This is a genomic window from Aeromonas sp. XH, assembly GCF_033348475.1.
GTDB classification, from domain to species: Bacteria; Pseudomonadota; Gammaproteobacteria; order Enterobacterales; family Aeromonadaceae; genus Aeromonas; species Aeromonas sanarellii.
In genome coordinates this window covers 878,739-892,571 of record NZ_CP137630.1, presented here as the reverse complement: position 1 = coordinate 892,571, position 13,833 = coordinate 878,739, and the positions used below count along the sequence as shown (strand labels likewise).

Here is a 13,833-nt window from a genome sequence, read left to right as displayed (position 1 = left end):
AAAACAAGGACAATTACAATGAAGAAAGCGCTCCTCGGCAGCCTGGTTTCGGCTGCCTTGCTGACCAGCTTCAATCTGAGTGCCGCCACCGCCGGTCAGGCCGTGGACACTCAAGCCGCCACCGACAATGCCTCCAAAGTTTCCCAGCAGAAGATCGACAGCTACGCCGACTCTGCCGAGTCAGCCCTGGCCCAGTACAAGGCCGCCCTGCGCCAGGTCGACAGCCTGCGCACCTACAACGAGCAGGTGGGCAAGATGGTCGAGTCCCAGAGTGCCGAGCTCGCCTCCATGCAGAAGCAGATCGCCCAGATCGACCAGACCAGCACCGAAGTGGTACCCCTGATGCTCAAGATGATCGACTCCCTCGATCAGTTCGTGGCCCTGGACCTGCCGTTCCAGAAGGTCGAGCGGGAGGACCGCGTGGCGGCCCTGACCGATCTCATGAACCGGGCCGACGTCACCATCTCCGAGAAGTACCGCAAGATCCTCGAGGCCTACCAGATCGAAGAGGGCTTCAGCCGCACCATCGAAGCCTACAAGGCGAGCCTGGACAAGGATGGCGGCGAGAAGACCTACGAGTTCCTGCGCGTGGGTCGCATCGCCCTGCTCTACCAGTCCCCGGATGGCAATGAGACCGGCATGTGGAACAAGAAGACCCGCCAGTGGGAGGAGCTGCCCCAGGAGTATCGCAGCGCGGTTGAACAGGGCCTTCGCATCGCCAAGAAGCAGGCACCTCCCGCCCTCATCAAGCTGCCGGTTCAAACTGCGGAGAAAGCATCATGAAAGGAATCAAACTTGCCATCGCCTCGCTGATCGCGGGCGCCACCCTGGTCACCCTGCCGGTGACCGCCGCCGAGAAGCCGGTGGATCTCAATGCCCTGCTCAATCAGGTCAAGGCCGCCAGCACCAGCGAGTCCCAGCTCAACAAGGAGCGGGAAGCCCGCTTCCTGGCCGACAAGAACGAGCAGACCGCCCTGCTGGCCAAGGCCAAGGCGGAGCTGGCCGCCGAGGTTGCCAAGGGCGAACAGCTCAAGGCCACCTTCGATGCCAACGACAAGCAGCTCACCGAGCTGACCGAGACCCTGCGCCAGCGCTCCGGCAACATGGGCGAGATGTTCGGCGTGCTGCGCCAGTTCGCCGGTGAGTTCAAGGGGATCTTCAACGCCTCCGCCCGCCGGGTCGAGCATCCTGAGCAGACCGCCCTGCTGACCCGTCTGGCCGAGAGCAAGGAGCTCCCCTCCAGCGATGACCTGACCGCCTTCTGGACCACCACCCTCAGCCGCATGGTCGACGGTGGCAAGGTGAGCCAGATCCCGGCGACCGTGGTCTACGGCGAGGGCAACCAGGCCGAGAAGACGGTCACCCAGATCGGCGAGTTCAACACCGTCTCCGAGGGCAAGTACCTCACCTTCGTGCCGGAGACCGGCAAGTTCGAACAGCTGCCACGCCAGCCCGACAAGGCGGTACTGGAGCCCGTGGCCGACTTTGAGCAGGGTGACGGCAGCGTCAAGCCCGTCTTCATCGATCCGTCCCGCGGCGTGATCCTCTCCCTGCTGGTGCAGTCCCCGACCCTGAAGGAACGGATCGACCAGGGGGGTGAAGTGGGTTACGTCATCATGGTGCTCGGCGTACTCGGGACCCTGCTGGCCCTGTTCTGCGGTGCCCGCCTCTCCCTCATCGGCGGCGCCATGCGCAAGCAGCTGAAGTCCGAGCAGGTCATCAAGGGCAACCCCATCGGCGAGATGCTGGTGGCCTACCAGGAGCACCGCGGTGACAACATCGAGGATCTGGAATCCAAGCTCGACGAGATCATCCTGCGCAACGTGCCCAAGTTCGAGAAGGGCATCAGCATCATCAAGCTGATCGCCTCGGTCGCCCCGCTGCTGGGTCTGCTGGGCACCGTGGTGGGGATGATCGCCACCTTCCAGGCCATCACCCTGTTTGGTACCGGCGATCCCAAGCTGATGGCGGGCGGCATCTCCGAGGCCCTGGTCACCACCATGCAGGGTCTGGTCGTGGCCGTGCCCATGCTGTTCCTCTACACCATAGTGCAGACCCAGAGCCGCCGTCTCATCCAGGTCCTGGAAGAGCAGAGCGCCGGCTTCGTCGCCCGCTATCAGGAACGCCTGCACGCCGCCAAGGCCGCAGCCTAAGGAGTCACCCATGTGGTTCTGGTTGATTGAAGAAGTCGAGTCGGTCCGCCGGTTTCTGGGATTGGGGGGCGACGTGCTGGTCGCCCTGTTCTTCCTGACCCTGATGATGTGGGCCCTGCTGCTGGAGCGCTGGTTCTACTTCAGGGCGGTCTACCCCAAGCAGGTGAAGCAGACCAAGGCCGCCTGGCTGGCCCGCACCGATCACCTCTCCTGGTCCGCCAAACAGATCCGCCGCGAGCTGGTCTCCCGGGTCGCCATGGCGGTGGACAAGGGGATGCCGGTCATCAAGGTGCTGATCGCCCTCTGCCCGCTGATGGGGCTGCTCGGGACAGTGGTCGGCATGGTGCAGGTGTTCGACACCCTGGCCATCACAGGCACCGGGTCGCCGCGCGCCATGGCCTCGGGGATCTCCAAGGCGACGGTGCCGACCATGGCGGGCATGATTGCCGCCCTTTCCGGCCTGTTTTTTGTCAACCAGCTCGATCACAAGGCCAAGTTGGCGGTGCAGAAGCTGGAAGACAACCTGAAACACGGCTGATGCAGGATGCACATCCCCGGCAGGCCCTGGCCCGCCGGGGCACAGAACAAGCAAGGAGTTTTTTGCCATGAGAAAACGTCACAGCGACAGCGGTGCGGACGAGGCGGCCATCGATTTGACCCCCATGCTGGACATAGTGTTCATCATGCTGATCTTCTTCATCGTCACCACCTCGTTCGTCAAGGAGTCCGGCGTGGAGATCAACCGCCCGAGCGCCAGCACGGCCGAGACGGTGAAGAAGGGGAACATCATGGTCGCGGTCCGCGAGAACGGTCAGGTCTGGGTCGACAAACGGGTCGTCGAGGTGGGCGCGGTGCGCGCCAACATCGAGCGGCTGCGGGCGGAGAACCCGGAGAGCGCCGTGGTGATCCAGGCCGATACCGAGTCCCGTTCCGGGCTGGTGGTCCAGGTCATGGATCAGATCCGCATGGCCGGTGTCCAGAACATCTCCATCGCGGCAAGCAAGAGCAGCTGATGCCGGAGCGAGCCCTATGAGATACCTGATATCGTTGGCGGTCTCCTGCGTGGTGGTGTTCTTCCTGTTCCTGGGAATGAACAAGCTCATCACGCCGGATCACCGGGAGCTGACGGAGAGGGAGGACGTCACCATGACCGACTTCATCCGCCTCAAGCCTCAGGAGACCCTGCAAGAGAAGCAACGGGAACTGCCCAAGCCGCCGCCCCCGAACCGCCCGCCTCCCCCTCCCGAGATGGAGGTGGCGAGCACGGACAGGCCGCAGATGGAGAGCTCCCCCATGGACATGCCCAAGCTCGACATCCCGGTCAACATCGGTGGTGGCAACGCCCTCGGCGCCTACAGCACCGGCGGCGGTGGTGGCGGCATGGGTGGCAACAACGGCGCCATCCCGATGGCGACCTTCGAGCCCATGATGCCCCGCAAGGCGGCGCTGGCCGGCCTCGCCTCCGGCAAGGTGCTGGTGGAGTTCACCGTCACCGAGCGCGGCACCGTGAGCAACATCCGCATCGTCAAGGAAGAGCCCCGCAGCTATGACCTCGGCAAGGCGGCGCGCCAGACCATAGCCAAGTGGACCTTCAAGCCGGCCATGGTGGACGGCAAGCCGCAGCCCAGTCGCATGCAGCAAGAGATCGAGTTTGCGACCAACTAAGGAAGGTGGCGATGAAAAAGTTATATACCCTGATCCTCGCCCCGGTAGCCATGGCGGTGCTGCTCAGCACCGCCGCCTGGGCCGCCGAGCAGCCCGCCCTGTCTGACCGCGCCTACCGCGCGGTCAACAAGGCCCAGGCGTTGATCACCGAGAAGAAATACGGCGAGGCCAATGCCAAGCTGCAGGAGGCGCTGTCAGGCGCAGGCGAGCGGGTCTACGACAAGGGGGTCATTCTGCAGACCCTGGGCTTCGTGGCCGCCCAGCAGGAGAAGTACGGTCAGGCGACCAAGTACTTCGCCGACGCCATCGCCACCGGCGGCCTGCCGCCCCCGGTGGCCCAGCAGGTGCGCTACAACCTGGCCCAGCTCTATATGGCGGAGGGCAATTACCAGGGGTCGATCAAGACCATGAAGGAGTGGTTTGCGAACCTCGGCAAGGACGAGAAGCCGACCCCGCACGCCTACATCACCCTGGCCAACGCCCATGTGCAGCTCAAGCAGTACCGGGAAGCCATCCCGGCGGTGGACAGCGCGATCAAGCTCTCCGCGGGCAAGGCACCGGAGTCCTGGTACCTGCTGAAGATGGCGGCCCACTACGAGCTGAAACATTACAAGCCGGCCACCGAGGTGCTCACCGCCCTGGTGGACAGATACCCGGAGAAGAAGAAGTACTGGACCCAGCTCTCGGCCATGCACATGCAGGCGGGCAACGATGCCAAGGCCCTGGCGGCACTGGAAGGGGCCTACAACCTCGGCATGCTGACCGAGGCCAACGAGTTGCAGCGTCTGGCCAACTACCTCGCCTTCGCTGGCATTCCCCACCGCGCCGCCCGCGTGATGGAGAAGGCCATGAAGGAGGGGACCATCGAGAGCACCGCGGCCAACTACAAGACGCTCGCCAACTACTGGCATCAGGCCAAGGAGCTGGACCCGGCCATCGACACCCTGGCCAAGTCCTACAAGCTGGCCCCCAATGCCGAGCTGCAGCTCAAGATGGCGCGCATGATGATCCAGAGCAAGCGCTACCAGGATCTGGTGGCCTTCGCCGCCAAGCCTGCCGCCAACGCCAGCGGCGAGCAGCGGGCGGATCTGAAGTTCCTGACCGGGGTCGCCTATTTCGAGCAGCAAAAGCCCAAGGAGGCGCTCAACGCCTTCACCCAGGCCGCCCAGAATGGCAACGTCAGCGGCCGCGCCACCCCCTGGATCAGCTTCCTGAAGGAGCAGCAGGGCGGCGCCGTCACTCAATAAACCGGCACGCCATGGACAAGAATCCGCCCATGGCGACTGCCCATTCACAATGGGGTTCGCCCCGCAGATTGCCTTGGTGGCAATTGGCCGCTCTTCGGAGCGGTCTTTTTTATGGCACCTCCCCTGCCCTTTTCCCCCTCCTTCTCCTTATACAAGGCACAAAAAATCCGGAGCCTGGGCTCCGGATTGGGTCGTTGCGTTAGAGGGAGTTGCCCCCTCAACCTGTCATCAGTAGCTGCACACCAGCTTCCAGCTGCCGTCATCCGCTCTGAGTTCGCTGCTGGTACAGCAGCCGGGACAACTCAGTAGTTGCACACCAGCTTCCAACTGCCGTCACCCGCTCTGAGTTCGCTGCTGGTAGAGCAGCCGGGACAACTCAATAGTTGCACACCAGCTTCCAACTGCCGTCACCCGCTCTGAGTTCGCTGCTGGTACAGCAGCCGGGACAACTCAGTAGTTGCACACCAGCTTCCAGCTGCCGTTACCCGCTCTGAGTTCGCTGCTGGTACAGCAGCCGGGACAACTCAGTAGTTGCACACCAGCTTCCAACTGCCGTCACCCACCTTGGGCTCGCTGCTGGTCCACCAGTTGGCCTGCCACACCCCCTTGTTGTGGGTCATGCGGTCGTTGCCATTGGCGTGATCCCCGCGCGGCCAGGTCGGATAGGCATTGTAGTCCGCCGGGTTGACGTTCTGGCTGGCACAGGTGGTGCCACCGCTGCCACCGTCACCACCGCCACTGCTGCCCAGCACCGCCTCGGCCAGGGCAGGGAAGTCGGACTTCAGGCCTATGGTCTGGCTGCCGGCAATCAGGCGCATGCCGCTCGGCACGCCGGCGGCCGGCAGGTAGTAGGTCATGGCCACTTCCACGTCGGTGCCCGGCGTCCAGGCTTTCCAGGCCGGCAGCGTCAGGGCCACCTTGTGGAAGTCCTTCTCATTGGCGATGCCGTCCGAGTTCTGGTTGCCGCCGCTCTCCACCACCTTCAGCCCCATGCCGCTCTGGTCGGTGATGGTGTCGGAGGTGGAGGTGGGCACCAGGAACTCGATGCGGGTGCCGCCCGGAATGGTCTGGGTCGACCTGTTGGTGAGCTTGAGGGTCGGGTTGATCGGGTAGTTGGAGTCCCCTTCCTTGAAGCCGGAGAGGCTCACGCCGATGTCGAGCTGGGCGGCCGGGGCCGGCAGATCATTCTGCTTCAGGGCCGCCTTGTCGGCCTTGCTGAACGTCTCGTAGGCGAGGCTGGTGAGGGTGCTGCCCATCACGTACTCGTTCTTCGCGGCATCGAAGTCATAGTCCCCCGCCATCTCCCAGAACATGACGCCCCCGAGGCCGCGCTTGACGATGTAGTCGAGCTTGTGACCCATGGACTCTTCATCTTCGGTGGAGAGGAACACCTTCTTCTGCTCGTTCCAGAGCCAGGGCGCGTGGGCCTTGTCGTCGTAGTAACGCACATACTGGCCTTGCATCACGTGGGCCGGGTTGTTGGGATCCAGACCCCAGGCCTGGCTGTAGCTCGGCAGGGTGGTGATGCCGAGGCTGGCCGCGTGCTCCAGGTTCTTGGCATGCCACATGGGCACGGCGCCCCCGCCTATCTCCTTGCCGTTCTTGTCAAGGTCATGCCAGATGTTGTCGATGCCCACCGCCCCGTTGCCGCACGGAATGGTGCTGCCACCGGTGCCCGGCTGGCAATCGCTCTGGCTCGGCAGCGCCGCCTTGCCACCCAGACCGTGGGTGCCACCGGTGACCCCCTGCCAGCCACGGGTGTAATAGGGCACCCCTATGTTGATCTTGCCCGCCGCTAGGGCGCCACGGAAGTAGTGGGCCGCCCAGGCGGAGTTGAGATAGCCGATGCCGCCAAACTGGGTCTGGGTGTAGACCCCCCACTGGGACAACTCGGGATCCGCCTTGTTGTCGAACAGGGCGGCGTTGTGACCGACGAAGTGGTTCCAGGCACCGTGGAAGTCATAGGTCATCAGGTTGACGTAGTCGAGGTACTGGGTGACCTGGAAGTTTTCCATGCCGCGCAGCAGGTAGGCCGAGGCCGGCGAGGCGATGGTCAGCATGTACTTGCGACCATCCTCGCTGCCGGCGCTGTCGAGCTTGTTGCGCAGGGTCTTCATCAGCACTTCATAGTTCGCAAAGAGCTTGCCGCGACACTGGTTGGAGAGCGGGAAGTCGTTGGGGTTGCCCGCATCCTTCATGGAGGTGGGGTACTCGTAGTCGATATCCACCCCATCGAAGCCGTACTGGCGGATGAAGCCCACGGCCGAGTCGGCAAAGGCATTGATGCCGGCGGTGTTGACCGAGCAGTCGCCCTTGGTGGTGGCGGCGTAGAAGCCGCGGGTATCGGCCCAGCCCCCGACGGAGATGAGGGTCTTCACGTCCGGGTACTGCTTCTTGTACTTCGACAGCAGGTTGAAGTGGCCCTGATAGGCGAACTCGGGATCCATCTCGGCGCCCGGCACCCCGTTCCAGGTCAGCTTGGTGGCGGCGTCATCCACCTTGATGGTGTGACTCTGCTCGTCCACCGCCGCGAAGGCGTAGTTGATGTGGGTGATCTTGTCCCAGGGGATGTCGCTCACCAGGTAGGCGGGCAGGCCGTTCTTGCCGGTGCGCCAGGAGGTGAAATAGCCGATGACGCGGCGGCCGTGGTCATCCCCCATGCACTCGCTGCCGTCGGCGCGGTAGATCTGGCGCACGTCGCAGGAGAGGTTGCCGCCGGTGGGGGGTAGGGCCGCCTCTTCCACCTGGACATCGACCTGGGCCGATTCCCCGACCAGGTTCTCCTTGTCGGTCGCCACCAGCTTGAGACCGGCCAGCCCCTTGCTCTGGGGCGTCCAGCTCAGCTGCCAGGGAGCGCTGCTGTCCTCGCCCACCTTCTGGCCATTCACGAACAGCTCGACCCTGGCGACGTCGTCGTTGGCGTCAGTGACATTGCCGCTCACGGTAAGGGCGCGGCCCAGAGTCACCCTGGCACCGGCGGCGGGGCTCGCGATGCTCGCCCTGGGTGCCTCGGGCGCCACCACGGCGGCGACCTGGAAGCTCGAATCCGCCTCGCTCAGCACCTTGCCGTCCTTGTCCAGTGCCCGGGCCTTGAGGGCGTGTGCCCCTACCCCGGCGGCATTCCAGCTGGCACTCCAGGGGGAAGCCGTGGCCGTGGCAACCAGGGTGCCGTCGACCAGGTATTCCACCTTGGCGAGCGCCGTGACCGGGCCGCTCAGGGTCACCGCCAGCGCGACGCTTGCCCCTTCGCTGACGCTGCTGCCCACGGCAGGGGAGCCGATGGCGACGACCAGGGCCGGTGGCGGCACTTCGCCGCCATAGAGCCTCCAGGCATCTGCCCAGACCACGCCCACCCCGGGGGCATAGTGGTAGGGCGAGGCGCCGCACCAGCCGGAGTAGGGGAATTCCTTGCATTCATAGAGGGCGCCTGCGTTGCTGACGATGTCGCCAGCCTGGTAGGCGGTGCCGGCCTGATAGGCGGGATAGGCGGCCTGCGCCCAGGCAGGGACGGCCGCAAGGGCGACCAGCATGGCGAGCCTGCTGGGCCTCAAGATCTGTTGCATATTGTTGTCATCCTTGTTTTGTCTTGGCTTCAACACCGGGAAAAGCGCAATCGCAACAGGGAACAAGGGAACGACAACAGGCCATGGACGGGCCACAGACCCTCAAGTCACCCCGGGTAACCCCGCTGTCTGGCCCACGTGGGTCAGATCGGAGGCTTTGCGTCCCGACATCGCTGCCGGTTTGCCCTTTGCCTGGGTTCCGTGAGGAACAGCCCGAGTATAGGAAGCAAGTGACAACGGCTCAATCTTTATTCTCGAAGGAAAATATGTGAATGCCGGCGGCTTCACACTTTTCACCCACCGGACAAATAACAAATAACTCATCAATATCAAACTGTTAGCCATGTCAAAAAATGGCAGATGGCCTCTTTTGTCTCCTTATAATGTGCGCTCCCTCACTGGTCAGAGCAGCCAGAAATGTGACAATGCGCGCCCTTGGCCAAGAGGCCAAGGCTATGGAAACACTGGCAAAAATAAAAAAAGGAATCCCCATGAAAGGAACACCTACCCTGCTGTCGCTGGCAGTGGGGCTCGCCCTCGCGTCCCCGTCTCTCCATGCCGCGGGCTTCAGTTGCCCGGCCGACAGTGCCCTCACCCCCATCCCCGCCATCCAGGGCAGCGGCGACAAGAGCCCCCTCGTCCCTGACGATCAGTTCGAAAGCCCCGGCAGCGTCTCGGTCAGGGCCGTGGTCTCCGCCCTCGGCGAGAGTCTCAACAAGGGCTTCTACCTGCTGGATGTGCAGGGGGACGGCAACCTCGAGACGTCGGACGGCATCTTCGTCTACCTCAATGACAAGAACTTCGCCAGCAAGTACCCGGACATCCAGCCAGGCGCCCTGGTCTGTCTGGAGGCCAAGGTCGAGGAGTATCATGGTCACACCCAGCTCAAGCCCCTGTTTGATGGCAGCACACCGCGCCTGACAACCCTGGCCCAGGGCGCCGCCCCCGCCCCCGCCGCCACGGCACTGCGGGTGCTGGAGGGGGAAACCCTGGCCCGGGCCCTGGAGCGTCACGAAGGGATGCGGGTGCGCCTCGATGGGGGCAGCGCGCTCAAGGTAAGCCGCAACTTCAGCTACGACTATGCCGCCCGGCGCAACAACCTGGTGCTCGCCCACGGCGCCCCGCTGATGAAGCCGACCCAGCTCCATGTGGCGAGCAGCCCCGAGGCCGTGGCGCTGGCCGAGGCCAATGCGGGCAACCGCGTCTTCCTCGAGTCGGACTTCAAGGCCGCCAACGGCAAGCTGCCCTGGTTGCCCGCCTGGGAGCCGGAGCAGGGTTACCTGCGCATCGGCGATGCCCCGGTCAATCTGGAAGCCCTGGTGGGTTACAGCCATGACGAGTACCGCCTGATAGTGCCCAAGGATCAGCGCATCACGGCGGGGGATCTGCTGCGCACCGATGAGAACGACCGCCAGGGCGCACCGGCCCGCGCCAATGGCACCGACCTGCGCATCGGCAGCTTCAACGTGCTCAACTACTTCACCAGCCACTCCAGCGTGGGGGGCGCTCTCAACGTGCTCTGCGCGGATCAGGCGGACGCGGACAGCGCCAAGGGCTGTAACCGCGGCGCCAAGAGCCTGGAGGAGTTCCAGTTGCAGCGCGCCAAGATCGTCAACGCCATCACCGAGATGGACGCCGACCTGCTCGGCCTGATGGAGATGGAGAACAACGGCTTCGACGAGCACGCCGCCCTCCACGATCTGGTGGAGAGCCTCAACGCCCGGCAAAAGGAGGCGAGCAAGCACTACGCCTACGTCACCCTGCCCAAGGCCCTGCTCACGGAGGATCGCTTCTTTGGCGGCGACGCCATCATGGTGGCCATGATCTACCGCCCCGCCCTGCTCACCCCGAGCGGGGATGCCGACGTCATCCCCCTGCCCCAGCAGCGCTACACCACGGGCGGCGTCACCAGGAGCGCCGGTCAGCGGGACTCCCTGGTCCAGCGCTTCACCGTGGCGGGCAGCGACGCCCCCCTGACCCTGGTGGTCAACCACCTGAAATCCAAGGGGTCGGGTTGCTATGAGAACGGGGATGGCAAGACGGAGCCTGCGGATCTGCAGGGCAAGTGCACCGAGTTCCGGGTCAGTGCCGCCAAGGTGCTGGGGGAGGCGGTGAGCAAGATGCCGGGCCAGGTGCTGCTGGTGGGGGACTTCAACTCCTACGCCAAGGAGGATCCCATCCGGGTGCTGACCGACTATGTGCCGGTCGCGGGGGAGCGCCAGATCCGCTCCGCCTCCCACACCTACATCGGCGATAAGCCCTATGAGCAGATGGGCCAGACGGTGGCCAAGGGTTACGGCCTGGTTGATCTGAACGTCAAGTTCAACCAGGAGAAGGCCATCTCCTACAGCTACGAGGCCGAGCTCGGCACTCTGGACTATGCCCTCGCCAACCCGGCGCTGGCTGACAAGGTGGTGGCGGTGGCCGACTGGCACATCAACTCCTTCGAGAGCAACCTGTTCGAATATGGCAGCGCCTACACCGGCGATCTCATCAAGTCGGACAACCCCTTCAGCGCCTCGGACCACGACCCCGTCATCGTCGACCTCAGGCTCAAGGAAGCGAGCAAGGGGGGTGGCGGCGCCTTGGGCGTCCTGCTGTTGGCGCTGCTGCCGCTGGCCTGGCGTCGTCGTCACGGCTGATGCCGAACCGGCATGAACCAAAAGCCCGCCGCAGTGCGGGCTTTGTTACGACGAAGAGAAAGGGAAGATGGAGGCGAAAAGAAAAAGGCCACCGCAATGCGGTGGCCTTTATATGGTGGAGCTACGCGGGATCGAACCGCGGACCTCTTGCATGCCATGCAAGCGCTCTCCCAGCTGAGCTATAACCCCGATATGTGTGAATGACGTCTCGTCATTCTGAATTTGGTGGAGCTACGCGGGATCGAACCGCGGACCTCTTGCATGCCATGCAAGCGCTCTCCCAGCTGAGCTATAACCCCAAATTCTTTCTTCATTAGACAACGGGTTCTGGCGGCCGGTTGTCCGTGACTGCAAATAATGGTGGAGCTACGCGGGATCGAACCGCGGACCTCTTGCATGCCATGCAAGCGCTCTCCCAGCTGAGCTATAACCCCACAAAGGTCGGCCTGGGTGATACACACCGCACTGCCCTGGGTACTTCATCTTCAATCAGGAACCTGGTGGAGCTACGCGGGATCGAACCGCGGACCTCTTGCATGCCATGCAAGCGCTCTCCCAGCTGAGCTATAACCCCTTGGATTCCAGATTGTTCGAGGAGAATTTGGTGGAGCTACGCGGGATCGAACCGCGGACCTCTTGCATGCCATGCAAGCGCTCTCCCAGCTGAGCTATAACCCCAACTCACCTCGGCGCTACCAAAGTTATCTCTGGCAACGGAGGCGCATGATAGGCATCGCCCGCTTTGCTGTCAACCCAAAATTCTCGCTCGTTGGAGCGTTTAGTCAAAATTCAGGCAGTTAGCCGGTTTTACCGCCAACCTCGCCGCTATCTCCCTGTTTTACGTCGCAAATCCGCTCGAAGCCAAAATGCGAAGGGCCCCCGTCAGGGAGCCCTTTTTCAAGCAATGGCAGGAGCTTATTCGGCGGCCATGCGCGCTTCGATATAAGCCAGCGCGCGATCGATACGAGCGAGGACCCGCTCCTTGCCCACCAGTGCCATCACGGCGTCGGCGATGCCAAGGGGACTGACCCGTACCGGCGAGCCTGAATTACTCGGCGGCCATGCGCGCTTCGATGTAGGCCAGCGCGCGATCGATACGAGCGAGGACTCGCTCCTTGCCCACCAGCGCCATCACGGCGTCGATCGCCGGGGACTGGCCCTGGCCGGTGACGGCCACGCGCAGCGGCATGCCGACCTTGCCCATGCCTTGGCCCAGCTCGGCGGCGGTCGCTTCAATCAGCTCGTGCAGCGCCTCCGTGGTCCAGGTATCCAAAGCGGCTAGCTTGGCCTTGGCCAGTGCCAGCGGCTCGGCCGCGACGCCACGCAGATGCTTCTTGGCAGCAGCTTCATCGATGGCCTCGTACTCTTCGAACAGGTAGCGGCTCTGGGCGGCCATCTCTACAAGAGTGTTGCAGCGCTCGGCCAGCAGGGTCACCACGTCGGCCAGCGCCGGGCCCTTGCGGGTGTCGATCTGCTGGTGCTCCATGTGCCAGGCCAGATGCTTGGCAACATAAGCCGGATCCAGGCTGCGCATGTAGTGGTTGTTCAGCCACAGCAGCTTGTCGGTGTTGAAGGCAGAGGCAGACTTGGAGATGGCATCCAGGCTGAACAGCTTGATCATCTCGTCCAGGCTGAAGATCTCCTGATCGCCGTGGGACCAGCCCAGACGCACCAGATAGTTCAGCAGGGCTTCCGGCAGGTAGCCATCGTCGCGGTACTGCATCACGGAGACTGCACCGTGGCGCTTGGAGAGCTTGGCACCGTCGTCACCCAGGATCATGGAGACGTGGGCAAATTCCGGTACCGGCGCGTTCAGCGCCTTGTAGATGTTGATCTGGCGCGGGGTGTTGTTGATGTGGTCTTCACCACGCACCACGTGGGTGATCTCCATATCCCAGTCATCGACTACAACACAGAAGTTGTAGGTCGGCGCACCGTCGGTACGGCGGATGATCAGATCGTCGAGCTCTGTGTTGGCGAACTCGATGCGGCCACGGACGTGGTCATCGAACACCACCGAGCCTTCGGTGGGGTTGCGGAAGCGGATCACGTGGGGCGCATCGGCCGGGTGATCGTGGGCGCCATCCCGGCACTTGCCGTCATAACGGGGCTTCTCGCCGTTGGCCATCTGGCCTTCACGCAGCGCTTCCAGCCGCTCCTTGGAGCAGTAGCACTTGTAGGCGCGACCGTCCGCCAGCATCTCGTCGATCAGCGCGTTGTAGCGGTCGAAGCGCTTGGTCTGATAGTAGGGACCCTCATCCCAGTTCAGCTCCAGCCATTCCATGCCCTCAATGATGGCGTCGATGGCCTCCTGAGTGGAACGTTCCAGATCGGTATCCTCGATACGCAGCACAAACTCGCCGCCCTGGTTCTTTGCAAACAACCAGGAATAGAGTGCGGTACGGGCACCGCCGACATGCAAAAAGCCGGTCGGGCTGGGAGCAAAACGGGTCTTGACTTTCATCTTTAAGCCTTGTGTAGAGGGCCTTGGGCCAATTCGTTAAAAAAACCGTCGCATTTTAGCACCGACAATGACGGATGGGAAAACCATGGAGAGGCAGAG

Annotated in this window: 9 protein-coding genes, 5 tRNA genes and 1 riboswitch; of the genes, 7 read left to right on the top strand and 7 right to left on the bottom strand. The window is 63.4% G+C overall.

Annotation, left to right across the window (positions count from 1 at the left end; all coding sequences use genetic code 11):
- Positions 1–18: 18 nt before the first annotated feature.
- The 6 genes from R2B70_RS04240 to R2B70_RS04215 all read left to right on the top strand — a co-directional run bounded on the left by R2B70_RS04240 (position 19) and on the right by R2B70_RS04215 (position 5,065).
- On the top strand, positions 19–783 hold the full coding sequence (locus R2B70_RS04240; protein ID WP_318162719.1) for a DUF3450 domain-containing protein: 765 nt from the start codon (positions 19–21) through the stop codon (positions 781–783).
- Positions 780–2,153 carry a MotA/TolQ/ExbB proton channel family protein gene (locus R2B70_RS04235; protein WP_216989670.1) on the top strand — a complete coding sequence of 458 codons (1,374 nt, stop codon included), beginning with the start codon at positions 780–782 and terminating at the stop codon, positions 2,151–2,153. The genes R2B70_RS04240 and R2B70_RS04235 overlap by 4 nt, the downstream gene beginning before the upstream one ends.
- Positions 2,154–2,163: 10 nt before the next feature.
- Entirely contained in the window at positions 2,164–2,691 is a 528-nt protein-coding gene (locus R2B70_RS04230) for a MotA/TolQ/ExbB proton channel family protein (RefSeq protein WP_042079118.1), read from the top strand.
- Positions 2,692–2,758: 67 nt separating this feature from the next.
- A complete protein-coding gene (locus R2B70_RS04225) occupies positions 2,759–3,166 on the top strand; it encodes an ExbD/TolR family protein (protein ID WP_005327075.1) in 408 nt (135 codons plus the stop codon).
- 16 nt (positions 3,167–3,182) lie between these two features.
- A complete protein-coding gene (locus tag R2B70_RS04220; protein WP_209793187.1) occupies positions 3,183–3,818 on the top strand; it encodes an energy transducer TonB in 636 nt (211 codons plus the stop codon).
- 11 nt (positions 3,819–3,829) lie between these two features.
- Positions 3,830–5,065, top strand: a complete 1,236-nt coding sequence (locus R2B70_RS04215; protein WP_318162718.1) for a tetratricopeptide repeat protein — start codon at positions 3,830–3,832, stop codon at positions 5,063–5,065.
- Positions 5,066–5,589: 524 nt separating this feature from the next.
- Here R2B70_RS04215 and R2B70_RS04210 read toward each other — a convergent pair.
- Complete coding sequence (locus R2B70_RS04210) at positions 5,590–8,628, bottom strand: glycosyl hydrolase family 18 protein (RefSeq protein WP_412055158.1); 3,039 nt, start codon at positions 8,626–8,628, stop codon at positions 5,590–5,592.
- A 112-nt stretch (positions 8,629–8,740) separates the two neighbouring features.
- Positions 8,741–8,824, bottom strand: a riboswitch (cyclic di-GMP riboswitch).
- A 295-nt stretch (positions 8,825–9,119) separates the two neighbouring features.
- Between R2B70_RS04210 and R2B70_RS04205 the strand changes: the two genes are divergently transcribed.
- Positions 9,120–11,270, top strand: coding sequence for an ExeM/NucH family extracellular endonuclease (locus R2B70_RS04205; protein WP_318162717.1), 2,151 nt, complete (start codon positions 9,120–9,122; stop codon positions 11,268–11,270).
- A gap of 113 nt (positions 11,271–11,383) precedes the next feature.
- Here R2B70_RS04205 and R2B70_RS04200 read toward each other — a convergent pair.
- The 6 genes from R2B70_RS04200 to gltX all read right to left on the bottom strand — a co-directional run bounded on the left by R2B70_RS04200 (position 11,384) and on the right by gltX (position 13,734).
- Positions 11,384–11,459, bottom strand: a tRNA-Ala gene (locus R2B70_RS04200).
- Between the two features lie 34 nt (positions 11,460–11,493).
- Positions 11,494–11,569: transfer RNA gene (locus tag R2B70_RS04195), tRNA-Ala, on the bottom strand.
- Between the two features lie 59 nt (positions 11,570–11,628).
- Positions 11,629–11,704 (bottom strand) — tRNA-Ala (locus tag R2B70_RS04190).
- 64 nt (positions 11,705–11,768) lie between these two features.
- Positions 11,769–11,844: transfer RNA gene (locus tag R2B70_RS04185), tRNA-Ala, on the bottom strand.
- A gap of 28 nt (positions 11,845–11,872) precedes the next feature.
- A tRNA-Ala gene (locus R2B70_RS04180) sits at positions 11,873–11,948 on the bottom strand.
- A gap of 370 nt (positions 11,949–12,318) precedes the next feature.
- A complete protein-coding gene (gene gltX, locus R2B70_RS04175) occupies positions 12,319–13,734 on the bottom strand; it encodes a glutamate--tRNA ligase (protein WP_318162716.1) in 1,416 nt (471 codons plus the stop codon).
- Positions 13,735–13,833 lie beyond the last annotated feature (99 nt).

Excerpts from the sequence above, each read along its gene's own strand:
- R2B70_RS04240 (WP_318162719.1), top strand. The coding sequence starts at position 19 with ATGAAGAAAGCGCTCCTCGGCAGCCTGGTTTCGGCTGCCTTGCTGACC.
- R2B70_RS04235 (WP_216989670.1), top strand. The coding sequence starts at position 780 with ATGAAAGGAATCAAACTTGCCATCGCCTCGCTGATCGCGGGCGCCACC.
- R2B70_RS04230 (WP_042079118.1), top strand. The coding sequence starts at position 2,164 with ATGTGGTTCTGGTTGATTGAAGAAGTCGAGTCGGTCCGCCGGTTTCTG.
- R2B70_RS04225 (WP_005327075.1), top strand. The coding sequence starts at position 2,759 with ATGAGAAAACGTCACAGCGACAGCGGTGCGGACGAGGCGGCCATCGAT.
- R2B70_RS04220 (WP_209793187.1), top strand. The coding sequence starts at position 3,183 with ATGAGATACCTGATATCGTTGGCGGTCTCCTGCGTGGTGGTGTTCTTC.
- R2B70_RS04215 (WP_318162718.1), top strand. The coding sequence starts at position 3,830 with ATGAAAAAGTTATATACCCTGATCCTCGCCCCGGTAGCCATGGCGGTG.
- R2B70_RS04210 (WP_412055158.1), bottom strand. The coding sequence starts at position 8,628 with ATGCAACAGATCTTGAGGCCCAGCAGGCTCGCCATGCTGGTCGCCCTT.
- R2B70_RS04205 (WP_318162717.1), top strand. The coding sequence starts at position 9,120 with ATGAAAGGAACACCTACCCTGCTGTCGCTGGCAGTGGGGCTCGCCCTC.
- gltX (WP_318162716.1), bottom strand. The coding sequence starts at position 13,734 with ATGAAAGTCAAGACCCGTTTTGCTCCCAGCCCGACCGGCTTTTTGCAT.